The organism is Bradyrhizobium sp. SZCCHNRI1009 (assembly GCF_032487575.1).
Classification (GTDB): domain Bacteria; phylum Pseudomonadota; class Alphaproteobacteria; order Rhizobiales; family Xanthobacteraceae; genus Bradyrhizobium.
In genome coordinates this window covers 510621-533660 of the sequence record NZ_JAUEUL010000001.1, presented here as the reverse complement: position 1 = coordinate 533660, position 23040 = coordinate 510621, and the positions used below count along the sequence as shown (strand labels likewise).

18 protein-coding genes are annotated in these 23040 nt (G+C 67.7%); 8 read left to right on the top strand and 10 right to left on the bottom strand.

The genetic code is table 11. The annotated features are described in order from the left end of the window. Nucleotides 1-54 precede the first annotated feature (54 nt). Nucleotides 55-1728: a gamma-glutamyltransferase gene (gene ggt / locus QX010_RS02465; protein ID WP_316177379.1), complete on the top strand. Its 1674-nt coding sequence runs from the start codon at nt 55-57 to the stop codon at nt 1726-1728. 3 nt (nt 1729-1731) lie between these two features. Here the strand turns inward: ggt and QX010_RS02460 are convergent, their stop codons facing one another. The 4 genes from QX010_RS02460 to QX010_RS02445 all read right to left on the bottom strand — a co-directional run bounded on the left by QX010_RS02460 (nt 1732) and on the right by QX010_RS02445 (nt 6939). Continuing rightward, complete coding sequence (locus QX010_RS02460; protein WP_316177377.1) at nt 1732-3282, bottom strand: GMC family oxidoreductase; 1551 nt, start codon at nt 3280-3282, stop codon at nt 1732-1734. An 85-nt stretch (nt 3283-3367) separates the two neighbouring features. Further along, a complete protein-coding gene (locus QX010_RS02455) occupies nt 3368-4702 on the bottom strand; it encodes an acyclic terpene utilization AtuA family protein (protein WP_316177376.1) in 1335 nt (444 codons plus the stop codon). A 94-nt stretch (nt 4703-4796) separates the two neighbouring features. Continuing rightward, nucleotides 4797-5933 carry a GGDEF domain-containing protein gene (locus QX010_RS02450; protein WP_316177375.1) on the bottom strand — a complete coding sequence of 379 codons (1137 nt, stop codon included), beginning with the start codon at nt 5931-5933 and terminating at the stop codon, nt 4797-4799. Nucleotides 5934-6105: 172 nt separating this feature from the next. Continuing rightward, the gene (locus tag QX010_RS02445; RefSeq protein WP_316177373.1) at nt 6106-6939 is read right to left on the bottom strand and encodes an SDR family oxidoreductase; all 834 of its coding nucleotides are present in this window, start codon (nt 6937-6939) and stop codon (nt 6106-6108) included. A gap of 129 nt (nt 6940-7068) precedes the next feature. Here QX010_RS02445 and xylB point away from each other — a divergent pair, with 129 nt between their 5' ends. The 6 genes from xylB to QX010_RS02415 all read left to right on the top strand — a co-directional run bounded on the left by xylB (nt 7069) and on the right by QX010_RS02415 (nt 12979). Beyond that, entirely contained in the window at nt 7069-8514 is a 1446-nt protein-coding gene (gene xylB / locus QX010_RS02440; protein ID WP_316177371.1) for a xylulokinase, read from the top strand. A gap of 149 nt (nt 8515-8663) precedes the next feature. After that, nucleotides 8664-10187, top strand: a complete 1524-nt coding sequence (locus QX010_RS02435) for a sugar ABC transporter ATP-binding protein (protein WP_316177369.1) — start codon at nt 8664-8666, stop codon at nt 10185-10187. Further along, nucleotides 10180-11220: an ABC transporter permease subunit gene (locus QX010_RS02430; RefSeq protein ID WP_315804813.1), complete on the top strand. Its 1041-nt coding sequence runs from the start codon at nt 10180-10182 to the stop codon at nt 11218-11220. Before QX010_RS02435 ends, QX010_RS02430 begins: the two co-directional genes overlap by 8 nt. 100 nt (nt 11221-11320) lie before the next feature. Beyond that, on the top strand, nt 11321-12268 hold the full coding sequence (locus QX010_RS02425; RefSeq protein WP_316177367.1) for an ABC transporter substrate-binding protein: 948 nt from the start codon (nt 11321-11323) through the stop codon (nt 12266-12268). Between the two features lie 141 nt (nt 12269-12409). Further along, entirely contained in the window at nt 12410-12604 is a 195-nt protein-coding gene (locus QX010_RS02420) for a hypothetical protein (protein WP_315804811.1), read from the top strand. Nucleotides 12605-12628: 24 nt separating this feature from the next. Continuing rightward, nucleotides 12629-12979 carry a Rieske 2Fe-2S domain-containing protein gene (locus tag QX010_RS02415; protein ID WP_316177365.1) on the top strand — a complete coding sequence of 117 codons (351 nt, stop codon included), beginning with the start codon at nt 12629-12631 and terminating at the stop codon, nt 12977-12979. Here the strand turns inward: QX010_RS02415 and QX010_RS02410 are convergent. From QX010_RS02410 to QX010_RS02385, 6 genes are all read right to left on the bottom strand, one after another. Beyond that, on the bottom strand, nt 12951-14261 hold the full coding sequence (locus tag QX010_RS02410) for a methyl-accepting chemotaxis protein (RefSeq protein ID WP_315804846.1): 1311 nt from the start codon (nt 14259-14261) through the stop codon (nt 12951-12953). The two genes, QX010_RS02415 and QX010_RS02410, sit on opposite strands and share 29 nt — an antisense overlap. Then, nucleotides 14239-14760, bottom strand: coding sequence for a PAS domain-containing protein (locus QX010_RS02405; RefSeq protein ID WP_315804809.1), 522 nt, complete (start codon nt 14758-14760; stop codon nt 14239-14241). The genes QX010_RS02410 and QX010_RS02405 overlap by 23 nt, the downstream gene beginning before the upstream one ends. Before the next feature lie 443 nt (nt 14761-15203). Then, nucleotides 15204-16721 (bottom strand): aldehyde dehydrogenase, encoded by a 1518-nt coding sequence (adh, locus tag QX010_RS02400; protein ID WP_315804808.1) that lies wholly within the window; start codon nt 16719-16721, stop codon nt 15204-15206. 147 nt (nt 16722-16868) lie between these two features. Then, nucleotides 16869-17882, bottom strand: a complete 1014-nt coding sequence (locus tag QX010_RS02395; protein ID WP_316177362.1) for a helix-turn-helix domain-containing protein — start codon at nt 17880-17882, stop codon at nt 16869-16871. Nucleotides 17883-18117: 235 nt separating this feature from the next. Further along, nucleotides 18118-19656, bottom strand: coding sequence for an outer membrane protein (locus QX010_RS02390; RefSeq protein ID WP_316177360.1), 1539 nt, complete (start codon nt 19654-19656; stop codon nt 18118-18120). An 814-nt stretch (nt 19657-20470) separates the two neighbouring features. After that, a complete protein-coding gene (locus QX010_RS02385; RefSeq protein WP_316177358.1) occupies nt 20471-21451 on the bottom strand; it encodes a catalase family peroxidase in 981 nt (326 codons plus the stop codon). A gap of 277 nt (nt 21452-21728) precedes the next feature. Here QX010_RS02385 and QX010_RS02380 point away from each other — a divergent pair, with 277 nt between their 5' ends. Continuing rightward, nucleotides 21729-22256 (top strand): ParB N-terminal domain-containing protein, encoded by a 528-nt coding sequence (locus QX010_RS02380; RefSeq protein ID WP_316177356.1) that lies wholly within the window; start codon nt 21729-21731, stop codon nt 22254-22256. The last annotated feature ends 784 nt before the right edge of the window (nt 22257-23040 follow it).

The window sequence follows — 23040 nt, the reverse complement described above, 5'->3', positions numbered from 1 at the left end:
CAGGATTGCGAAAAGCGACCTCTCGGCATCCGCCGTTCGACAGAGGAGACCCGAATGGATTCGCCCACACGGCGCATCGCCGACTTCACCTGCGAGAAGCAGCCGGCGACCGGCGCGCGCGGGATGGTCGTCACCAACCATCCGCTCGCCTCCAGCGCCGGCGCCGAGATGCTGATGCGCGACGGCAACGCGATCGATGCCGCGGTCGCCGCACTGTTCGCGCTGACGGTGGTCGAGCCGATGATGGTCGGCATTCTCGGCGGCGGCCTGTCGCACATCCGCCTTGCGGATGGACGGCACATCGTGCTCGACGGATTGAGCACCGCGCCGCGGCGCGCCACGCCAGGAATGTATGATCCGGTCTCCGACGAGATCGCGCTGGCGCGCGAGACGCGCGGCCGCCGCAATGTCGCAGGCGCGCTCGCGGTCGCCGTGCCCGGTGCGCTGAAGGGATGGTGCGAGGCCCTGGCGCGCTTCGGCCGGCTGCCGCTGGCCGAGGTGATGGCGCCGGCGATCCGGCTCGCCGAGCACGGCTTCATCGCCAGTCCCTATCTCAACGATTGCGTGCGGCTGGTCGCGGACGACCTCGCGCGCGATCCGCATCTCGCCGCGCTGTTCCTGCCGGACGGCACGCCGGTCAGGCCCGGCGCCCGCGTGATCCAGACCGACTATGCCCGCTCGCTGCGGCTGATCGCGGAGCACGGTCCGGACGCTCTCTATGGCGGTCCGCTCGGGATCGCGCTGGCCAACTACATGGCCCAAAGTGGCGGCCTGATCGATGCGGCCGACCTCGCCGCCTACGCGGTGATCGAGCGCGCGCCGATCCGCGGGCTCTATCGCGGCCATGAGATCATCGGCCCCCCGCCGCCCTCGTCCGGCGGCGTGCACATCGTGCAGATGCTGAACATCCTCGAGGGCTTCGACGTCGGCGGGCTCGGCTTCGGCTCGGCCGACGGCGCCCATCTGCTCGCCGAAGCGCTGAAGATCGCCTTCGCCGATCGGGCGGTCGCCACCGCCGATCCTGCATTCGTCGACGTGCCGGTCGCGCGCCTGACATCCAAGACCTATGCCGCCGAGCGGCGGGCAGAGATCGACATGCGCCGGGCACGGAGCTTCGGTCCTGGGCTTGCGCCGACGGAGTCCGCCAACACCACCCATGTCACGGTCGCCGATGCCGCGGGCAACGTCGTCGCGGCGACCCAGACCATCAACGGCCTGTTCGGCGCCTGCGTACAGATCCCGGGCACCGGCATGACCGCCAACAACTACATGTATAATTTCGATCCGCATCCGGGCCGCGCGCTGTCGATCCAGCCGGGCAAGCGCGTCTTCACCTCGATGGCGCCGATGATGGCGCTGCGCGACGGCCGCTTGCGCTATGCGCTCGGCCTGCCCGGGGGCTTGCGCATCTTTCCTTCGGCCTTCCAGGCGCTGGTCAACCTGATCGACCACGGCATGTCGTTGCAGGAGGCGGTCGAGGCGCCGCGGCTGTGGACGCAGGGCGGCGTGCTCGAGCTGGAGCCGGCTTTCCCCGACCATGTGGCGCGGGAGCTCGCCGGACGCGGCCACGAGATCAAGCGCGAGCCGGTCGTGGCCGGCGGCATGAACGCGATCGCGTTCGGCGACGACGGCACGCTGACGGGTGCCGCGTGCTGGCGCGCCGACGGCACGCCGATCGCGATCTCCGGCGGGCGCGCCCGCGCCGGGCTCCGCTTCGCCATCGCCTGAGGTCTACAGGCGCTCTCGCATCATCCGCGCGATCGCCTCGCCGATCACGACGGTGGTGAAATGCGTGTTGGCGCGGCAGTCCGACGGCATGATCGAGGCGTCGGCGACGCGCAGGCCGGCAATGCCCTTCACGCGGCCGTCCGGATCGACCACGCCATCGTCATCGGTGAAGCCGCTCATGCGGCAGCTCCCGGCGGCATGCTGGATGTCGCCGGTGACCTGCCGCAGCAGCGCATCGAGCTCGGCATCGGGCAGCGCAGCCGCCTGCAGCACGGTGAACTCCGTATCGCCGAGGCGAATCCAGTCGGCGATGTCGTGCAGCGCCGGCTGCACCGTGATCGGCGCCAGCCGCTTCACCGCATCGCGCATCCGCGCGATGTCGCGCGGATCGGCCAGCATGTTCTCCTCGACGATCGGATCCACGCGCGGATCGGTCGAGGCGAGCTTGAGCGTACCGCGCGCGAAGGCGTTGAACAGGCCGGCGCCGATCGCGCCGGGCACACCGATGCCGCGATGATTGAACGCGATCAGGATCATGTCGCGCTTGCCGCCGCCGGCGAGGCCCGACGAGTAGGTGACGCAGCAATTGGTGTGGCGGGTGTCGCGATCGGTCGGACGCAGCGCGTCGCGCAATTGAATGGTGGTGCGGAACAGCGGATGATCGAAGAAGTGCCGTCCCACGGGAAGATCGCGCAGCACGGCGATGCCGAGCGCCTGAAGATCCGCCGCGGGGCCGATGCCCGAGCGCAGCAGGATCGCCGGACTATGGATGGCGCCGGCGCACAGCACGACCTCACGCGCCGCAATGTCCTTCACGCCTTCACCCTCGCCATGGACGCGCACGCCGGTCGTCCTGCCGTCGCTGATCAGCAGCCGCTCGACCAGCGCCCGCCCGCGGATCTCGAGGTTCGAACGGCCGCGGGCCGGCTCCAGATAGGCCTCGTTGGTGGAGATGCGCCGGCCATTGCGGCTGTTGATCGGATAGCAGGCGACGCCCTCGCCGTCGGGCCCGTTGAGATCGTCGCACCAGGGATAACCGCTCGCCAGCGCGGCATCGCGCAGGCCGCGGTCGATCGGCCCCCATGTGTCAGGCGGTGCGCGGTAGACCGGAAGCGGCCCGCCGCGGCCGTGGCCCTCGCGATCACCGAGCGCGAGATCGTCCTCGATCACCGCGAACAGCGGCATGATGTCCTTGGCCGACCATCCCGTGCAGCCATTGGCCGCCCATTCGTCGAACGCATCGGCCACGCCGCGGATCGCGATCTGGCCGTTCATCATCGAGCTGCCGCCCAGCCCCTTGCCACGCCAGTAGAAGCGCATGTCCTGCCCGGCGACGCGGCGGGACATCAGCTGCGGCCACTGCCACTTCTCCTGGAAGGCGCGATCATGGATGATCGGAATCGGGTTCGGCGTCACGATCTCCCACGGCGCCTCGTCCGCCCGCCAGTCGGCGCCGGCCTCGAGCAGCAGGACCCGCGTCCGGGAGTCTTCCGACAGGCGTGCAGCCACGGCCGCGCCCGCGGAGCCGCCGCCGACCACAATGACGTCATACATGGACTGAATTCCCGCTGTTCTCTGGCATCGCAATCATGACGGCCAGCTTGCGCTGCCGCGAGCGATCCGTGAAGCCCTCGAAAACTCAGGCCACCAGCATGCCGACGCAGAGCTGCGGCGCATCCTCGGCCACGAGACAGGAGGCCACGGCGATCACCTCGCGCGCCGATTTCCAGGCGCCGCCGCCGCCGGCCGGGCCATTGGTGTAGAGCGTCTCGACCTCGTTGCCGATGCGGATCGCCTCCGCCATCGTCTCGGTCCGCCCGGCGACACGAACGCGCACCTCATAGGGCTCGGGACCTTCTGCGCGCTCGTCGCCATGCAGCGCATTCAGCCCGATCAGGTCGCAGCGCAGCTCGCTCACGGCCACGCCGGTAAGCGCGAGACGCTCGCGGACGATGTCGAGCGCGAGGCGGCCGCGCGCGACGGCACCGGGACCGGCATAGGAGATCTGCCCCTCGCCGACATAGGAATCGAGATAGCCGACCGACGTCTTCAGCAGTCCCGTCTTCGGCCGGCCGCGGCCGCCGACCACCCTGACCCGGTCCGGACCGAGCTCCTCGACGGTCACCTGCGAGAAATCCGCCACGACGTCGGGTTGGAAATATTGCGCGGGATCGTGGATCTCATAGAGCAACTGCTCCTTCACCGTTCCCGGCGTGACGCAGCCGCCGGAGCCCGCGACCTTGGTCACGATCAGTTCGCCATCCTCGCGCACCTCACCGATCGGAAAGCCGAGCCGGGCGAGATCGGGAACGTCCTTGAGTCCGGGATCGGCGAAATAGCCGCCGGTGATCTGGCCGGCGCATTCGAGCAGATGACCGACGACGGTGCCCTGCCCCAGCCGGTCCCAATCGTCCAAAGCCCAGCCGAACTCATGGATCAGGGGGCCGAGGAACAGCGCCGGATCGGCGGCGCGCCCGGTGATCACGACATCGGCTCCGTCCGCGAGCGCCTCCGCGATCGCGCCCGCGCCGACATAGGCGTTGGCGGAGACGACGCGATTGCCGAGGGCATGGATCGTGTCGCCGGTGCCGAGCACGACATCGGCTGTCTTCAATGTCTCCAGAACATCGTCGCCGGTCACGGCCGCGATCTTCAGCCCCGTCAATCCAAGCTGGCGCGCGATGGCGCGGGTGGCTTCGGCCGCGGCGACCGGATTGGCGGCGCCCATGTTGGTGACGATACGGACCTTGTTGGCGCGGCAGATCGGCAGCACCGCCTGCATGCGCGCCGCCAGCAGCGGATCATAGCCGGCGGCCGGATCCTTCATGCGCGCCTGCTGCGCCAGCGCGATCGTGCGCTCCGCAAGGCATTCGAACACGAGATAGTTCAGGCCGCCCTTCGCCGCGAGCTCCACCGCGGGCTCGATCCGGTCGCCGGAATAGCCCGCGCCGGCGCCGATCCTGATGCTTCGCATCGGCCGCTCCTCCTGACATCATGCGCCGTTCGTCGGCTTCTGCCGGCCACATTAGCGGCCGCGGTGCGACGTTGCCAACGTCCGCATCAGACGATCAGGCATGCTGCTCATCCGCGAGCGCCAGCGTCGGGGCCGCGCTGCTCGCCGTGCATGCGACGGCAACGGCCATGTGCTCGTCGGCCCAGCACCATCGCCGGCCGCCGGCGCGCTTGGCGCCATAGAGCGCGCGATCGACCCGGTCGAGCAGCGCTTCCGTGTCCGCCCGCCGATCCCCCGCGACCAGAACGCCGGCGCTGGCGCCGATCTGCACGCGCGTTCCAGCCAGCGTGAAGGGACGCGACAGCGCCGTCACCGCGGCTTGCGCGAGCGCGAGCGCGGCGTCACGTCCGGCTGCGGGCAGCAGCAGCATGAACTCGTCACCGCCGAACCGCGCCGCCAGGCCGGCTTCGCCGAGGCAATCCTGCAGGCGTGCGCCGACCTGGCACAACAGCTCGTCGCCGGCCTGATGGCCGAACCGGTCATTGACGAGCTTGAAGCCGTCGAGATCGACCGCAATGATCGCCACGGGACGATCGCACCGGCCGAGCGCGGCGATGAATGCAGCCCGGTTCGGCAGGCCGGTGAGGAAATCGCGCAGCGCCTGCCGCGCCAGCGCCTGCTCGGCCATGATCCGCTCGGTGAAGGCGGCCGTCAGCCGATAGGACGTCCCGCGCAGCGTGATCCAGAACAGCACGATCATGCCGGCGCCCATCCGGTAGACCGGCTCGGGCTGCATCAGGCAGGCGATGACGGTCGGGATCAGCAGCACCGCCGACGAGGTCATGACGATCCACGGGCTGACGCGCGACACGATGCCGACACAGAACGCCATCGACAGGCCGAAGCACATCCAGATCCCGGGCCCGTCGCCGATCTGGAACGCGCGGGCCGACAGCGCACCGATGGCCAGACCGAAGGCGGCGGCGCCGAGGCCGTAGAGGCGTTCCCAGCGAATGATGGCGTCGTGATCGAGCCGATCGAAGCGCGCGGCGAACATCCGCAGCTTGACCACGCGCAGCGCGCCGATCACCAGCAGCGCCACCGTGATCGCGGCGTAGCCCGGATCGTGCGCCACCCAGGCCATCACGCTGCCGATCACGACGGCCGCGACCGCGATCGTCCCGACCAGCGGCATCGAGCTGTACAGCAGGTGCGCGAGGTCGCGACGAATGTCCGGGTCCAATCGATGCATCGCAATTCCGTTTCGGCAATTGCGCGCACTCTCGTACCCACGCCTTAACGAAATCTCGCTGCACCCGCGAAGGGCTGCCATGCGCCGCGGATGCTTAAGAGATGCTCACCGCAACCCTGACAATGCGAATGATGTCAGCGCATGACGCGCCAGAGCGACACAGGGCGTCGGATCAGCTCGCCCAATTGTCGCGGAACTCGCCGAACAGCGTGATGCCGCCGCAGGCATAGATCGTCTGTCCGGTGATGTAGCTCGCCTCGGACGAGGCGAGAAAGGCGAACACGCCGGCGATCTCTTCCGGGCTCGCTACCCGCCCCATCGGAATGTGGGACTCGACCGCCGCGCGCTTGGCGGGGTCATCGGTCCAGGCGGCGTTGATCGGCGTGTCGACCGCGCCGGGCCCGACCGAATTGACGCGGATGCCGCGGCCGGCGAATTCGAGCGCGAGGGTCCGGGTGAGGCCCGCCATCGCACTCTTGCTGATCGAATAAGCGAGATAGCCGGGCTTCGGAATGATCTGGTGCACGCTGGACGTATTGATGATGTTGCCGCCGCCGCGCGCGACGAAATGCGCCAGCGCATGACGCGCGCACAGCACCGCGCCGTTGAGGTTGACCTCGAGGATCTGGCGATAGGCGTCGACGTCGAGCGTCTCGCTCGGCGATTCCCGCTGGAAGCCGGCATTGTTGACCAGGCAGTCGAGCCGGGGCCAGCGCGTCAGCACGGTCTCGAACATCTCGGCGATCTCGGCCTCGACGCCGATGTCGGCCTTCACGGCGAAATGATCGCGCGCGCCGTGACCATGCGCGGCGGAGGCCGCGTGCACCAGCGCCAGGGTCTCATCGCCCGATGGCGACGGACCGCCGAAATTGATCGCGACATGCGCGCCCTCCTCGGCAAAGCGCACCGCGATCGCGCGGCCGATGCCTTGGGCCGCACCGGTCACCAGCGCGTAGTGCCCGACCAGGCGCGACGTCCGTTCGGCTGGTTGGTCAGATGGCTCCATGTCTCGACTCCCTGAAAATGATCTCGCCTCGCTCGCGCTACGATGACTCGCGTTCGGATGACAAGGCTATCAGGAGTCTGGTATCGCTCCACTCCCTATCCGTCACTGCGCACGCACGCGTGAGACGTCATGTATCTCGGCATCGATCTTGGAACATCCGCGGTCAAGACGATCATCGTCGATGATGCGCAGCGCGTCGTTGCGAGCAGCAGCCACGCCTTGACGATGGACGTGCCGCGACCGGGCTGGGCCGAGCAGGACCCCGCCGCCTGGATCGCCGCGGTGTTCGCCACGCTCGATGCGCTCAAGGCCGATCATCCCGGCGCGTTGACGGCGGTGGACGCCATCGGCCTGTCGGGCCAGATGCATGGCCCGGTGCTGCTCGATGCCGCGATGAATCCGTTGCGGCCCTGCATTCTCTGGAACGACGGGCGGTCGGAGCGGGAATGCCTCGCGCTGGAGCAGCGCTGGCCCGCCTTGCGCATGATCACCGGCAACAAGGCGATGCCTGGTTTTGCCGCGCCGAAGCTGATGTGGATCGCGGCGCACGAGCCCGAGATCTTCGCGGCCACGCGGCTGGTTCTGCTGCCAAAGGCCTATGTCCGGCTGGTGCTGACGGGCGACGCGATCGAGGACATGTCCGATGCGTCCGGCTCGCTCTGGCTCGATGTCGTCGGGCGCGACTGGTCGGACGAGGGCCTCGCCGCCACCGGCCTGACGCGTGCGCAGATGCCGCGCCTCGTCGAAGGCTGCGCGCCGGCGGGCCGGTTGCGCAGCGACCTCGCGGAACGCTGGGGCATGACGAAGCGTCCGGCCTTCGCGGGCGGCGCGGGCGACAACCCGGCCGGTGCCGTCGGCATCGGCGCTGTCAGGCCGGGCGCCACTTTCATCACGCTCGGCACGTCCGGCGCCGTGATCACGCCGGTCGACGCCGTCACGGCCAATCCCGAGCGCGTCGTTCACACCTTCTGTCATGCCGTCCCTGCGATGTGGCTGCAGGCCGGCGCGATGCTGTCGGCGGCCTCATGCCTCGCCTGGGTCGCGCGGCTGCTTGGCGCGAGCGAAACGGAGCTGCTTGCCCCGCTGGGCGCACGGCCCGCCGCGCCGTCGCCGGTCAGCTTCCTGCCCTATCTCGCGGGCGAGCGGACGCCGCATGACGATCCCCATGCCCGCGGCCTGCTCGACGGCCTGAGCCATGCGACAGATCGCAGCGTCATCGTCCAGGCGGTGCTCGAGGGCGTGGCCTTCGCCCTGGCCGACTGCCGCGACGCGCTGAGGGAAACCGGCCTCGTGATTGCCGAAGCGGATGCGATCGGCGGCGGATCGCGCTCCGACCTCTGGCTGGCGATCCTGGCTGATGTCCTCGGCATTCCCGTTCATCGGCTGGCCGAGGGCGAGACCGGCGCCGCCTTCGGCGCGGCCCGGCTGGCACGTCTTGCCGTTACCGGCGAGGACATCGGCGCGGTCTGCACGCCGCCGGCGCGCATGCGGACCTTCGCGCCGGACGTCGCGCTGTCGGCAGCCTATGCCGAGCGGCGGCCGCGCTGGCAACAGCTCTATCGTCGGCCGAGCTAACCCGATCTCCGAAAGGCATTCGTCGCGGCGACGCGTTGCAGCGGCGTCTCTTTCATATTGTATTCGGCAACAGCCTCTAGTTTAATGGCTACCCCGCGCCAGCGATCAACGAGCCGCGGACGACAAGACGACGTGCATTGGGAGGCACGATGAGCGGTCCGATCCTCGAGATGCGAGGGGTGTCGAAGTCATTCTTCACCATCAAGGCCCTGCACAAGGTCGACCTCACCGTCTACGCCGGCGAAGTCCATGCGCTGATGGGCGAAAACGGTGCCGGCAAATCCACGCTGATGAAGATTCTCTCCGGCGCCTATCGCCCGGATCCCGGCGGTGAGATCCGCATCGAGGGCCGGCCGGTGCGCATCGAAGGGCCGATGGGCGGCCGCAACGCCGGCATTTCGATCATCTACCAGGAGTTGTCGCTGGCGCCGAACCTGACGGTCGCCGAAAACATCTATCTCGGGCGCGAGCTGTCGCAGAGCGGCCTGCTCGCGCGCAGCACCATGCGCGAGGGCGCTGGACCGATCCTGGACCGGCTCGGCGCCGATTTCACCGCGTCCACCTTGGTGGCCGAGTTGTCGATGGGCCAACGCCAGCTGGTGGAGATTGCCCGCGCGCTGCATGCACGATCCAAGATCCTGATCATGGACGAGCCGACGACCTCCCTGTCAGCCGGCGAGAGCGAGAAGCTGTTCGCGCTGATCCGCCAGCTGCGCGCCGAGGGGCTCGCCATCATCTACATCTCGCATCGCATGGACGAGGTCTATGCGCTCGGCGACCGCGTCACCGTGCTGCGCGACGGCCGGCTGGTCGGCTCGCTCGACAAGCCGGAGATCCGCGCCGACAGCATCGTCCGCATGATGGTCGGCCGCGACGTGTCGTCGTTCTACAAGAAGGACCACGACCCACACGCCAAGCGTGATCGCGCGGTGCTCAGCGCCGTCGACCTCGGCGACGGCCATCGCGTCAAGAACTGCTCGCTGACCGTTCATGCCGGCGAAGTCGTCGGCCTCGCCGGGCTGATCGGCGCCGGACGCACCGAGCTCGCGCATCTCATCATCGGCGCCGCGCCGAAGACGACCGGACACATCGAGCTCGACGGCGAGAAAGTCAGCATCGACACGCCGCGCGATGCGCTCGATGCCGGGATCGCCTATCTGACCGAGGACCGGAAGGCGCTGGGCCTGTTTCTCGACATGTCCTGCGCCGACAACATCAACCTCGCCGTGATCGGACGCGACGCGAAGCTCGGCGGCATTCTCGATCGCGACAAGGCGAAGACGCGCGCCGACGAAGCATTCGCCGCGCTCGGCATCCGCGCCCCCAATCCCGGCGTCACCGTCGGCGGGCTGTCGGGCGGCAATCAGCAGAAGGTGCTGCTGTCGCGCCTGCTTGCGACCGCGCCGAAGGTCCTGATCCTGGACGAGCCGACGCGCGGCGTCGACGTCGGCGCCAAGTCCGAGATCTATTCGATCATCGACAATCTCGCTAAGTCGGGCACCGCGATCCTGGTGATCTCGTCCGATTTGCCGGAGATCCTCGGCATCTGCGACCGCGTGCTGGTGATGCGCGAAGGGCACCTGGCCGGCGAGCTGCAGCAGAGCACGACATCACCCATCACCCAGGAAGACATCATGGCGCTGGCCACCGGGACGGAGCACGTCGATGCCTGACAACAGTTCGTCGCAAGCCAAGACCGCGCCTTCATCCGGCCTGCCGTCCGCGTCGGACAACAAGCAGCAGCGGCTGCGGCTGATGATCCGCGCCGCCGGCATGCTGCCGGTGCTGCTCATCCTTTGCGTCGGCTTCCACCTGCTGTCGGAGGGACGCTTCTTCACCGGACAGAATCTCGGCATCGTGCTGCAGCAGGCCGCGGTCAACACCGTGCTCGCCGCCGGGATGACCTTTGTCATCCTGACCGGCGGCATCGATCTCTCGGTCGGCTCGATCCTGGCCGCCGCGGCGATGGCCGGGCTGACACTGTCGAAGATGCCAGATCTCGGCGCGCTGTGGCTGCCGGCCGCGGTGCTGACGGGCCTTGCCTTCGGTGTCGTCAATGGCGCGCTAATCGCGCTGTTGCGGCTGCCGCCGTTCATCGTGACCCTCGGATCGCTCACCGCGGTGCGCGGTCTCGCCCGCCTGATGGGTGGCGACACCACCGTGTTCAACCCGTCCATTCCCTATGCCTTCATCGGCAACGCCTCGCTGACGATCATTCCGGGCGTCGTCTCGATCCCCTGGCTGTCGGTGATCGCGTTGCTCGTGATCCTCGGCTCCTGGCTGATCCTGCGCCGGACCGTGCTCGGCGTGCACATCTATGCCGTCGGCGGCAATGAGAGCGCGGCGCGGCTCGCCGGCATCAAGGTCTGGGCGGTGCTGATCTTCGTCTACGGCATGTCCGGCCTGCTCGCCGGCCTCGGCGGCGGCATGCAGGCGGCGCGGCTCTATGCGGCGAACGGCCTGCAGCTCGGCCAGTCCTACGAGCTCGACGCCATCACCGCGGTCATTCTCGGCGGCACGTCGTTCGTCGGCGGCATCGGCTCGATCTGGGGCACCTTGGTCGGCGCGCTCATCATCGCGGTGTTGTCGAACGGGCTCATCCTGGTCGGCGTGTCCGACATCTGGCAATACGTCATCAAGGGCCTCGTGATCATCGGCGCCGTCGCGCTCGACCGCTACCGGCTGCAGGGCTCGGCCCGCACCTGAGACGACATGGCGGGCTCCACCGGGGCCCGCCGCAACGCATTCTTCCACGGCCACTGGTCCGCCGTGCGTAGACGAACAGGAAGGGCCAGGGAGGAAACCAATGTTGAAGTCGGTTTTGTTTGCCGGTGCCGCGCTTGCGCTCGTGATGAGCTCCGCGCCGTCGTCGGCCAAGGAGCTGAAATCGATCGGCGTCTCGCTGGGCTCGCTCGGCAATCCGTTCTTCGTCGCGTTGTCGAAGGGCGCGGAGTTCGAGGCCAAGAAGACCAACCCGAACGTCAAGATCACCGCGGTCGGCTTCGAATACGATCTCGGCAAGCAGGTCACCCAGATCGACAACTTCATCGCCGCGGGCGTCGACATGATCCTGCTCAATCCGGGTGATCCGAAGGCGGTGGGTCCTGCGATCAAGAAGGCGCAGGCCGCCGGCATCATCGTCGTCGCGGTCGACACCGCGGCCGAGGGCGCCGACGCCACCGTGACCACCAACAACGTGCAGGCCGGCGAGATCTCGTGCCAGTACATCGTCGACAAGCTCGGCGGCAAGGGCGACGTCATCATCGAGAACGGACCGCAGGTGTCGGCCGTGATCGACCGCGTCAACGGCTGCAAGAGCGTGTTCGCCAAGGCTCCTGGCATCAAGGTGCTGTCGAGCGACCAGGACGGCAAGGGTTCGCGCGAGGGCGGCCTCACGGTGACGCAGGGCTATCTGACGCGCTTCCCCAAGATCGACGCGATCTTCGCCATCAACGATCCGCAGGCGATCGGCACCGATCTCGCCGCGCGTCAGCAGGGGCGCACCGGCATCGTCATCACCGCGGTCGACGGCGCGCCCGACATCGAAGCCGCGCTGAAGGATCCGGCCTCGCAGCAGATCCAGGCCTCGGCCTCGCAGGATCCGTTCTTCATGGCGCGCCGCGCCGTGCAGATCGGCGTCGGCCTGCTCAACGGCCAGAAGCCCGCCTCGACCGTCGAGCTGCTGCCCTCCAAGCTGATCACGCGCGACAATGTCGGCGAGTACAAGGGCTGGACCTCGGAGCGGAAGGAATAGACTTCGGTCGTCGACCTGCATCTGATTGAAAGCAATGAGAAGCGCCGCCCTCTCCGGGGCGGCGTTTTGCTTGGAACCACATTCTGTCTCGTCGGCGAGCCTTCAACGACCGATCGCCGCGGAGCTGGCGGATGGATGCCGATGGCTGCCAAGCTCGACGATCTCGACCGCGGGCTGGTGCGGGCGCAGGGCCTGTTCATTCCACAGCAGGAATTCCTCGCCGCGCTCGGCCGCGAAAAGGACCGCGCTCATTCAGCGTGGTTGTCGCGTTTGCGACAAGGCTCCTCTGTTTGTCCCGATTTTGCGCTGGTCCGGAACTTGCGTGAGCCGGCCTGACGGCATCAATCAGCAGGCGATCCGATGGCTTTTACCGCAGTCTGTCCGACAAGCGCCATGGCTGAAGGCGGCATGGGCCTGTACCAGGTCGGCAAGAAGAGCGTGCTGCTGCTCTGGCCCCGTGGCGGAGAGCTGAAGGCCTATCGCGGCCGCTGCCCGCATGCCGACGTGCCGCTGACGGAAGCGACCTTCGACGGCAAGACGATCACCTGCCCGCACCATCAATGGGGCTTCGACGGCGTGAACGGCAAATGCGTCACCCATCTGGTCCGCAACGCGCTGCACGCCTACCCGCTGCAGGTCGAGGGTGATGAGATCCAGGTCGATGTCGGGCCGGTCAAGCCGGCTATCCCGTCGCCATCAGCCGCTTCATGAACTGGTCAACCTCGCGACGCAGCGTCTCGACCTCGCCATGGACCCGCTCGGAGGCATTGTTGACTCGCGATGCGATCCGGCCGGTGTCGGCGGCAGCGCTGCTGATCGCGCCGACGTCTGACGCGACCCGTGCCGTGCCGGACGAGGCTTCCTGAACGTTGTGCGCGATGTTCTGCGTCGCCGCCGCCTGCTGGTCGACCGCGGCCGAGATGGTGGACGCGATCTCGTCGATCTCGGCGATCGTCCGCGCGATCGCCTCGACCGCCGCGACCGACGTCGAGGTCGAGTGCTGCATCTCGTTGACCTTGGCGCTGATCTCCTCGGTCGCCTTGGCGGTCTGGTCGGCGAGACTCTTGACCTCGGCCGCAACGACGGAAAAGCCGCGCCCGGCATCGCCGGCCCGCGCCGCCTCGATCGACGCATTCAGCGCCAGGAGGTTGGTCTGTTCAGCGATCTCGCTGATCAGCTTGACCACGTCACCGATCCGGACCGCCGCATCGGCAAGCTCGCGGATCTCGCCGCCGGCACGGTTGGCCTCACCGACCGCACGCCCCGCGCTTTCGGTGGAGCGTGAGACCTGCCGGCCGATTTCGGCGATCGAGGACGCGAGCTGATCCGCCGCGCCCGCCGCCGTCTGCACATTGGACGACGCGCGCCCCGAAGCCGCGATCACATCCTCGGTGCGGCGGCTGGTTTCCGTCGCGGCCGTCGCGACGTGGCCGGCGTCGGACTCGAGATCCCCCGCCGCGCCGACGAGGCTGACGACGATCTGATCGAGCTGCGTGCCGAACTGCCGTGCCAGACCCGCAATGTCGACCACCCGGCGGCCGAGGCCGTCGGTGCCCTGGTTGATGATCGCCGCCGAGCGGCGGAATGCGCCAGGCAGGCCCCGCACCATGATCTTGCGGAAATGCTTGCCGCGGCTGGCATAGTCCATCGACGCCGACGCCTCGCGCACGAAGGCGTCGGTGATGTCGAGCATGTCGTTGATCGATTTCTGCAACAGACCTATGTCGCCGTGCTGGCGCCGGCTCAGCAGCCGCGGCTCGAGATTGCCCTTGGCTGCGCTGTGACAGACCTTGGCCGCCTCCGCGATCACGGCAGATGCCACCCGCAGTTGCCACAAGCCAAGGCCGAGCAGCAGCGCAACAGCGATGAGCAGCGCTCCGCCTGCGGCGGGCGGGGTCGCGCCGGCGACGACGAGCCAGGCCAGCCCGCCGAGTGCCAGCAGCGCCGCGGCCGCGATCGCGATCTGGGCCTTAGAGAGAGAGCACGAACTCATCATAATCAACGCCTTGTTGTTTGATCGCCGAGACCATCATGTCAAAGCTTGCGCGCAGGCCGTCCTTGGCATTGGCGTGGCGCGCCTCCTCGTCGCACAACGTCTTGTAGATCGGCTTGAGGCTCTCGATCGGCCCACGCTCGGGTCTGCGGCGGTTGGAATGGTAGCCGATGATATTGCCCTGGTCGTCCAGCGTCGGCGTCACATGGGCGAGCACCCAATAATGGCTGCCGTCCTTGGCCAGGTTGACGACATAGGCGAAGATCTCGCGCTTGGCCTCCAGCGTGTCCCACAGCAGCTTGAAGACGCATCGCGGCATCTCGGGATGGCGGATCAGGCTGTGAGGCGCTCCCAGGAGCTCGTCATAGCTGTACCTGGCCATGCGAACGAAGACGTCGTTGGCGTAGGTGATGCGTCCCTTGCGGTCGGTCTTCGAGACGATCAGGTCTTCTTCGCCGAGCATGTGCTCGATGCCGGTCGGTTTCACAATGTGGGCCATGACTGGTCCTCCTTGCGGTCATCACGATGCGGGGCGGACAGACGGGATGGCCCGGCCCGTACGGCCGGTCCGGTCGACGCGCGGGCACAACCGGCGCCGCCCGGCGTGCGGCCAGGTGTCGCCAGGACCCCATCGGCCGGCTTTCGCCGGGCCCAGGAGAAGGCTGTCCGCCTCCCGGCCTCAATCTGACGTTAACTGTGAAACATCGCGTTAACTGGGAGCCCCCGCCAGAATACAGGTGGCGCCCGCGGCGGGGACGGGGCGCGCCGGCTCGATGGCCGGCGATCGGTGCGGACCGCTGGCCGGAGGATCGCGTCGGCCGTCGCCTTGTTGGAAGATGTGGCACAAGGACCAGGAGGTGCGTACGTGACGCCCCGCAACCTCATGAGACGCGCACGGGCCGGTCGGGGCGCTCATGCCCGACCGGCCCGGCGCCCCCTGCCTCAGAAGAAGCCGAGCTTCTTCGGGCTATAGCTGACCAGCATGTTCTTGGTCTGCTGGTAGTGGTCGAGCATCACCTTGTGGGTCTCGCGTCCGACGCCGGACTGCTTGTAGCCGCCGAATGCCGCATGCGCCGGGTAGGCGTGATAGCAGTTGGTCCAGACGCGCCCCGCCTGGATGTTGCGGCCGAAGCGGTAGCAGGTGTTGGCGTCGCGGCTCCACACGCCGGCACCCAGGCCGTAGAGCGTGTCGTTGGCGATCGCCAGCGCCTCGTCCTCGGTCTTGAAGGTCGTGACCGAGACCACGGGTCCGAAGATCTCCTCCTGGAACACGCGCATCTTGTTGTGCCCCTTGAACACCGTCGGCTTGACGTAGTAGCCGCCGGCGAGATCGCCGCCGAGCACATTGCGCTCGCCGCCGATCAGGAGCTGCGCGCCCTCCTGCTTGCCGATGTCGATGTAGGACAGGATTTTGGACATCTGCTCGGAGGAGGCCTGCGCGCCGATCATCGTGGCCGGATCGAGCGGGCTACCCTGCACGATCGCCCCGACGCGCTGCAGCGCGCGCTCCATGAAGCGCTCGTAGATCGACTCGTGAATGAGCGCGCGGCTCGGGCAGGTGCAGACCTCGCCCTGGTTGAGCGCGAACATCACGAAGCCTTCGATCGCCTTGTCGAGAAAGTCGTCATCTTCGGCGCAGACGTCCTTGAAGAAGATGTTCGGCGACTTGCCGCCGAGCTCCAGCGTCACCGGGATCAGGTTCTGCGAGGCGTATTGCATGATCAGGCGCCCCGTCGAGGTCTCGCCGGTGAAGGCGATCTTGGCGATGCGGTTCGACGACGCCAGCGGCTTGCCGGCTTCGAGGCCGAAGCCGTTGACGACGTTGAGCACACCCGGCGGCAGCAGGTCGCCGACGATTTCCATCAGCACCAGGATCGAGGCCGGCGTCTGCTCGGCCGGCTTGAGCACGACGCAATTGCCGGCGGCGAGCGCCGGCGCGAGCTTCCACGCCGCCATCAGGATCGGGAAATTCCACGGAATGATCTGGCCGACGACACCGAGCGGCTCGTGGAAGTGATAGGCGATGGTGTCGTGGTCGATCTCGGCGATCGAGCCTTCCTGGGCGCGGATCACGCCGGCGAAATAACGGAAGTGATCGATGGCGAGCGGGATGTCGGCGGCGGTGGTCTCGCGGATCGGCTTGCCGTTGTCCCAGGTCTCGGCGAGCGCGAGCTTGTCGAGATTGGCCTCCATGCGGTCGGCGATCCTGTTGAGGACCATCGCGCGTTCGGTCACGCTGGTACGGGCCCAGCCGTCCTTGGCGGCATGCGCGGCGTCGAGCGCGGCCTCGATGTCGGACGCATCGGAGCGCGCGATCTGGCACACCGGCTGGCCGGTGATCGGCGAAATGTTGTCGAAATATTTGCCGGCGTTGGGGGCCTTCCAGGCGCCGCCGATGAAGTTGTCGTAACGCGCAGCGAAAGGCGGCTTGAGCGCCGCATTGACGTCAACCTTGGTCATCTCTCTCTCCCATTCACGCCGATGCACACGGCGTTGCAGGGAGGCTCGATCAAACCGGCACGACAGACCAGAGGCTGAAACGAGCGCGTCCGGACAAGTGTCGCAGTTCTGCGACATGTTGGCTGCGATTCGACAGTCGCGGCGCGTTCATCGCTCGAGCCCGAGCCGCTTCATCTTCCGGTGCAGGGTGGCGCGCGACATGTCGAGCTCCTTCGCCGCCTTCGAGACGTTGCCGCCGGCGCGCGCCAGCGCGCGCTTCAGCACCGCGCGCTCGGCGGCGTCGATGTCGTCGCCACCGGTGGTCGTGTCCTTGATCAGGTCGCCGGCCGGCACCGGGCGCGCCAGCGCGGACGGAGACAGGTTGAGCGCCCGCCGCGCCGCCCGTGTGGCACCGATGACGAGGTCGTTGCGATCGACCGCCAGCAGCGAGTTGATCTCGCGCTCGCTGTCCGGCGTCAGCACGATGCGGGCGTGTGGAAAGGCCTGGCGGAAATTCTCCGCCTCGATCAGCCGCGCGGCATCCGCGACGGTGGTCGCGATCAGCCGACTGAAGCCTTCGGTCAGATCGGCACGGCAGGAGGAGACGTCGAGCGCGGCCTTGAGCTGGCCATGCTCGTCGAAGATCGGCGCCGTGGTACAGAACAGGCGCGCGTTGCGCGACAGGTAGTGCTGGTCGCGGTCGATGGTCAGCGGCCGCTTCTCGACCAGGCAGGTGCCGATCGCGTTGGTGCCCTCGTGCCGCTCGCTCCACACCGCGCCGGTCCACAGGCCCCAGGATTCGAAAGTGGCGTCGTCCCCGCGGGCGCCGCGGCGCTCGAGCACGGTGCCGTCGGCATCCGCCAGCAGCACCGAGCAGCCGACACCCCCGACCGCCAGGAACAGCCGGTCGAGGCTCGCCTGCGCGATCGCGAGCAGCCGTCCGAGCCGGGCGCGCGCGTCTGCGACCTCGGCGGCCGTCAGGCGGGCCGGCAGCTTCGGCGTGGCGGGATCGAGCGCATGGAGATGGCCGGAGCGCCGCCATGACGCCGCGAGCGCCGAGACCGCCGGCGCGCCTCTGTCGGCTCTGTGATCGGCCTTGCCGTCAGCGTCAGCCTTCGCATCCCCCTTGGCCAAAGCCTCCAGGATGCGATCCGAATGGGCATTCCCGGGCGAACGCCCCATGTCCCTCCTCCCGGCTTTCCTGCCGCGATTGGCGCAGCTTATAATCAGATTAGCGCAACTACAGCACCGCCGTTTGACCGGCGTCAAGGAACGGGGAGCTGGAGCGCCCCCTCGGAGGTCGGAAAGTTCCTGACCTCGGCGCGCGCCAGCTGAGCGCCGGTCGACAAAAGCGAAAGGCCGCCTGGACGATCCAGGCGGCCTCAATCGTGTTGAATGGATGCGTCCGCCGCTGATCTCAGCGGCCGCCGCGCGACAGCATCTCGAAGCGGTAGTTGACGCCGATCATCGCCGTGTGGAGCTGGGTCTTCTGGCTGACGACGTTCGGCCCGCCGGTGATCGCGGCGGCGCCCGGCAGCGTGCCGGTCACCGTGCCGAAATCGGCGTAATCATACTCGGCGAAGGCCGACCAGTTGCGCGCGAACATCCACTCGACGCCGGCGCCGACCGTCCAGCCGCTGCGGTTGAACGCCACGCTGGCGGACTGTCCGGTGGCGGTGTTGACGACCGAAACATTGGTCCGTGTCCACGCCGCGCCACCGCGCACATAGGCCAGGATCTCAGGCGTCACGAGATAGCCTGCACGCACCGTGGCGGTGTAGAGGTTGCTGGTTCGCGTGTTCATCGTCAGCGCCGGTCCGAGCTGGCTCGACGCATTGATGATGCCGAGATCGGCCATCGCCTGGATGCCGACGACGAAGCGGTCCATTTGGTAGTCGCAACCGAGCTGCAGGCCGCCGACGACGTCGCTGCCATTGCTGGAGATGGCGGTCGGAATCTGCACGGCCGCGACGGGCAGCGGCGCCACGTTGCCGCCGCCGGCCACCGGCGGCGGATTCTGCGCCGGCGGATTGCCATTGTTGCCCTGGGGCGGCGGGTTCGGTTGACCGCCGCCATTGTTCGGCGGCGGATTCTTCGGCGGCCAGGGCTTGTCCGGATGATGCGGCCATCCGCCATGATGGTAATTGCCGCCCTGCTGCTGCCAATGATCCTTGTCGGGCTGCTTGTCGCCATAGCCGCCCTTGCCGTCGTCATTGTCGTGCGGCTTGCCGCCCCAGCCGTAGCCGCCATGCTTGTCGTCGTTCCGGTCGTCCGGCTTCATCCAGGCGTAGCTTTCACGCTCGCTCTTCATCGGCTGCTTCGACCAGCCGAAACCAAGCGGCTTGTCGGTGCCGTCGTCCTTCTTTCCACCCCATCCGGAAGCCGGCTTGTCGTGATCGTCCTGCCGATCACGGTGCAGCCAAGCCGATCGGTCGGAGTAGCCGCTCGAATGCAGCTGCGACCAGCCGCTCGACTTGCCATGGTCGTCGTCGTGAGGCTTGTCGAACCAGCCGCTGCCATATTTGACGTCGTTGTAGTTGTCGTCCTTGTTCTTGGATGGAGCCGACGGCCAGGAAGACTTGTTGTCGCCGCCTTTCGATCCAACCTGTGGCCAATGATGACCACCGTCTTGATCGGGCTTGTAGGACGGCTTGTCGTTCGGCCAGCCGTGATCCTTGTCGCCATGATACTGCTTGCCGGGCTGCCACCAGCCCTTGTCGTTGCGCTCGCAGATCGGAGGCTTGCCCGGCGGCTTATGCGGCGGCGGCTTCCATCCGCCGTTGTTCCCGCCGGGGTTGTTCGGCGGCGGCGGGTTCGGCGCGGGGTTTGCAACCACAGGCGGCTTGACCACCGGCGGGTTGTTTGCGTTGCCGACGGGCTGCTGCACGGGCTGAACCGGCGCGGCGGCGGCATTGGCGACCTGGCTCCACGTCTGCTGCTGACGCGACCAGGCCATCCCGGCGTTCGCGCCGGCATGGCAGCCACTCCACCTGTAGGCGAAGACGTCGGGCGGCGGGAGCGGGGGAGGCAAGGCGAGATCAGTCGCCCAGACCGATGTCGTACTTCCTGCGAAAGTAGATAGGCAAAGGCATACGCCAAATACGCGACGCATCGAACTCACAACTCCTGAACACGTGCCGCAACAAACGGCGGCCGCATCAGGAGGGTGAGATTGTGTCGCGAACTGAATTGAAAAATGTCATTCGGAAGGAATGCAGATCGCGACGCCGACGCGATCGAAATTCGGCTTTGACTGTTGCACGCAAGATGCAGGATTCTGGCAAAATGAAGCAGCGCGCGACACGATTGCGACAAACGGCGCGACACGCGATGCCGCAGCGGCTCATGAGTTCGTAGTAGACGAACGTCCGCACCGAACTCACAGCAAGCGCAGAGCGCGCTCGGCGGCATGCGTCCTGATCGCGCGCACCTCGCGATCGTCGGCCTTCACATCAACCACACGCTCCGATTGCACTACAGCGAAGAGGGCGGCACTTGGTCTGTGCGGCCGCCTTCGCCGTCGACGCGCCGACGCTCGGCTGTCCATGCGCGTCGACAAGTCCTGCCCTTGGTTTCGCCGCTATTGCGCAGCCCGCGCGACTTCATCGATCGGAAGAGAAAGCGGCAAAGGCCGCCGCAATCGCACCGAATGGGGCGGACCCTCGTCGACGTCGCGGCAATTGATCGGAGCAGCGCGCCGCAAAACATCCATGATTGCGGCCGGATGTAGCGCGGCGGCGCGCGGCAGATTTCGTGTCATGCCATCGGCATCACGGATTGCGCCGCGAGAACGAGATGGCATAGGCGCCGTTGCGGATGTCGATCATCGGATCGTCGGAGGCCTCGATGCCGTCGGTGAGCTGGCCCGGCAGGAACAGCAGCTTCTTCTGCGCGGCGTCACTGTCTTCGACCGCCTTGTCGATCGTCAGCACGCCGAGCTCGACCAGCTTGCGATCGTCGGGCCAGGCCTTTGCCGGGTCCTTGGTGTCGTCGCCGGCCGCGGCGAGCTGCGCCTTGAAGCGGAACGTCACCGGCCCCTGCTTCAGCCGCGCCGGCAGCTCGGCCATCAGGAAGTCCGGCGCGCGTTTCGCCGCGTCCTCCTTGTCGATATGCACGACCTTCTCCGGCAGCATCTGCCAGCGCACCGCCTGCTTCTCGCCGGCCTTGTTGACGAGGACGAAGGCGTTGACGCCGAAATAGGCCTCGTCGGCAAGACTGTCCGGCGTCGCGATGGTGCCGAGCGCCGCCGGCACCGACGGGTGGCTGCCGATGAACTGCTCGAGCCTGGTCGGCTTGGCCGCGTTCGGCCCGGAGTCCGCGATCGCCAGGAACAAATCCCGCAACTCCGCACCGGTCGAGACAGGGAAGAATTTCAGCGAGTTGATCACGAGGTCCATGTCGCTGCCGTCGGCGAGATGAAACTTCACCGCCATGCCGTGCGGATTGGCATCGCCAGAGCCGTCCGGCAGGTTCGGCACGCCGGTGGAGTCCGAGAACCGCACCGTGACCGGAACCTCGCCGCCGCTGAACAGCGACGCCTTGCTCAAGGTCGCCGCCTCGGCCGACGGCTTGAACTTGCCCTCGACGACGACGCCCTTGGCGTGATTGGCGCGGAAGCCGGCGTGCACGCCGAACACCTTGTTCATCGCATTGACGAGCTGCTCCTCGACCGGCGGCTCCTGCGCGAGGGCAGCGGCCGGCAACGCGAGGGCAATCCCGGCCAGCGCGGCAACGAGTGTGCGTGTCGTCATGAGCGGCGTCCTCCTTGTATGAGGGATGCAGCATAGCAGCATGAATTGACGCGCGAGCGACTTTCGAGCGCGGCCGATGGGCGCCCCTCACCGCATGATCCACCTTGCCGTCTGACAGGAGCCATTACGCCCCGTCACCCGCTCCTTGCGGCGAGATGGCGAATGTCTCTATTGTAGTCGCGCGTGTCCGGTCTGCCTCCCTCCGCGGTGCGGATCGGGGGATCGTGCCCCCTCCGACCCTGACGCCGGACGGCGCGCCCACGACGGAGTTTCGACTGTGTCCGCACCGGAAAGCTTCCCCATCGACAGGATCCACGTCCCCGACAAGAAGCGCAAGGCGCTGAGGCAGGACGCGGTCGACGCGCTGGCCGAAAGCATTTTGGAGGCCGGCCAGCGCGAGCCGATCCTCGTCCGCCGCGACAAGGACCATTTTGTCCTGGTCGAAGGTCTGCACCGCCTCGAAGCCTGCAAGGCCCTCGGCGAAAGCGCCATCATGGGTCTGCTGATCTCCGCCGAGGAAGCCCGCCAGCGCGAGCTGCCACCGCCGCCGGTCGATCCGGAGCGCGAGAAGATGGAGCGGCTGCGCAAGCTGCGGCTGGAGAAGGAGGAAGCGGAGAAGCTCGCAACGGCCCCGAGAGGCGTCTCGGGCGCCCATGCCGCGACGCGCCCGCGCGGGCCGACCGAGACGACGAACCGGAGCAACAGGACTGCCACCGTGAAGCCATCGCGCCCCGGACAAGGATCGTCGCCCCGGACCTTGTCGGATTGGATCAAGCAACAAGAGCGCAGCGGCGGGCGATACTGACGGTTTCAACGCGCGAGTGCCCCCCGGCCGCGGTCTGATTGAGCGGCAGTCCGTCTGGCGGATCAGCGCAGCGTGATCCGCCGCCTCGCGTCGCAGTTCAGCACAGTCACGTCCATCCCCGCACATGCGCGCAGCAGCGCTGGACCCCGGCCCGCGCAGGGGCAGTTTGACGCGCCTCTCGCGGCGATCCGTGGGGAACGCGCCCTGCGGCCGCACGTTGCCGACACTCGCGGGAACGAAATCCGCAAAGCCAGCGCGGCGTTGCCGTGCAGCCAAGCCCACCCGCGCCATCCCTTCAACCGGCACAACCCAACCCCGACAATGAATTGGAGCCCCTGATGCGAGCAACCATCGTTGCACTCTCCGCCATCCTTCTCGTCAGCTCCGTCGGAGCCTCGGCGGCGCCGATGGCCGCCGCGGCAGATGAGGGCGAAGCGGCTGCTTCTCCGATGCGCCTTGCGCAGCGGGATCACGGCAACGGAGACGGTCGCTGGCAGCACGAGCAAAGACGTCATGGCTATCGCGGCCACGACGGACGGCGTCACGGTCCTCCTGCCGGCTGGCACCGCTATCGCTTCCGCCCGCACGACCATCACCGCCGGGGCTGCATGCAGATCGGACCGGCCTGGTTCTGCCCGTAGGCGCCGCGTGTCCGTCCCGCACGTTGCTCCGCGGAGGACAGTGCTGGACGGGCTAGGCAACTCCGATCACGCCCGTCCGACTCAGCGCGATGCGACGGGCGCGGCAAGCACTGCGAGCATGCCAATGGCAGCGACGTTGGCCG

What these genes read in the sequence shown, in the direction of transcription:
- ggt (WP_316177379.1), top strand. Translation starts at nt 55, where the DNA reads ATGGATTCGCCCACACGGCGCATCGCCGACTTCACCTGCGAGAAGCAG.
- QX010_RS02460 (WP_316177377.1), bottom strand. Translation starts at nt 3,282, where the DNA reads ATGTATGACGTCATTGTGGTCGGCGGCGGCTCCGCGGGCGCGGCCGTG.
- QX010_RS02455 (WP_316177376.1), bottom strand. Translation starts at nt 4,702, where the DNA reads ATGCGAAGCATCAGGATCGGCGCCGGCGCGGGCTATTCCGGCGACCGG.
- QX010_RS02450 (WP_316177375.1), bottom strand. Translation starts at nt 5,933, where the DNA reads ATGCATCGATTGGACCCGGACATTCGTCGCGACCTCGCGCACCTGCTG.
- QX010_RS02445 (WP_316177373.1), bottom strand. Translation starts at nt 6,939, where the DNA reads ATGGAGCCATCTGACCAACCAGCCGAACGGACGTCGCGCCTGGTCGGG.
- xylB (WP_316177371.1), top strand. Translation starts at nt 7,069, where the DNA reads ATGTATCTCGGCATCGATCTTGGAACATCCGCGGTCAAGACGATCATC.
- QX010_RS02435 (WP_316177369.1), top strand. Translation starts at nt 8,664, where the DNA reads ATGAGCGGTCCGATCCTCGAGATGCGAGGGGTGTCGAAGTCATTCTTC.
- QX010_RS02430 (WP_315804813.1), top strand. Translation starts at nt 10,180, where the DNA reads ATGCCTGACAACAGTTCGTCGCAAGCCAAGACCGCGCCTTCATCCGGC.
- QX010_RS02425 (WP_316177367.1), top strand. Translation starts at nt 11,321, where the DNA reads ATGTTGAAGTCGGTTTTGTTTGCCGGTGCCGCGCTTGCGCTCGTGATG.
- QX010_RS02420 (WP_315804811.1), top strand. Translation starts at nt 12,410, where the DNA reads ATGGCTGCCAAGCTCGACGATCTCGACCGCGGGCTGGTGCGGGCGCAG.
- QX010_RS02415 (WP_316177365.1), top strand. Translation starts at nt 12,629, where the DNA reads ATGGCTTTTACCGCAGTCTGTCCGACAAGCGCCATGGCTGAAGGCGGC.
- QX010_RS02410 (WP_315804846.1), bottom strand. Translation starts at nt 14,261, where the DNA reads ATGAGTTCGTGCTCTCTCTCTAAGGCCCAGATCGCGATCGCGGCCGCG.
- QX010_RS02405 (WP_315804809.1), bottom strand. Translation starts at nt 14,760, where the DNA reads ATGGCCCACATTGTGAAACCGACCGGCATCGAGCACATGCTCGGCGAA.
- adh (WP_315804808.1), bottom strand. Translation starts at nt 16,721, where the DNA reads ATGACCAAGGTTGACGTCAATGCGGCGCTCAAGCCGCCTTTCGCTGCG.
- QX010_RS02395 (WP_316177362.1), bottom strand. Translation starts at nt 17,882, where the DNA reads ATGGGGCGTTCGCCCGGGAATGCCCATTCGGATCGCATCCTGGAGGCT.
- QX010_RS02390 (WP_316177360.1), bottom strand. Translation starts at nt 19,656, where the DNA reads ATGGCCTGGTCGCGTCAGCAGCAGACGTGGAGCCAGGTCGCCAATGCC.
- QX010_RS02385 (WP_316177358.1), bottom strand. Translation starts at nt 21,451, where the DNA reads ATGACGACACGCACACTCGTTGCCGCGCTGGCCGGGATTGCCCTCGCG.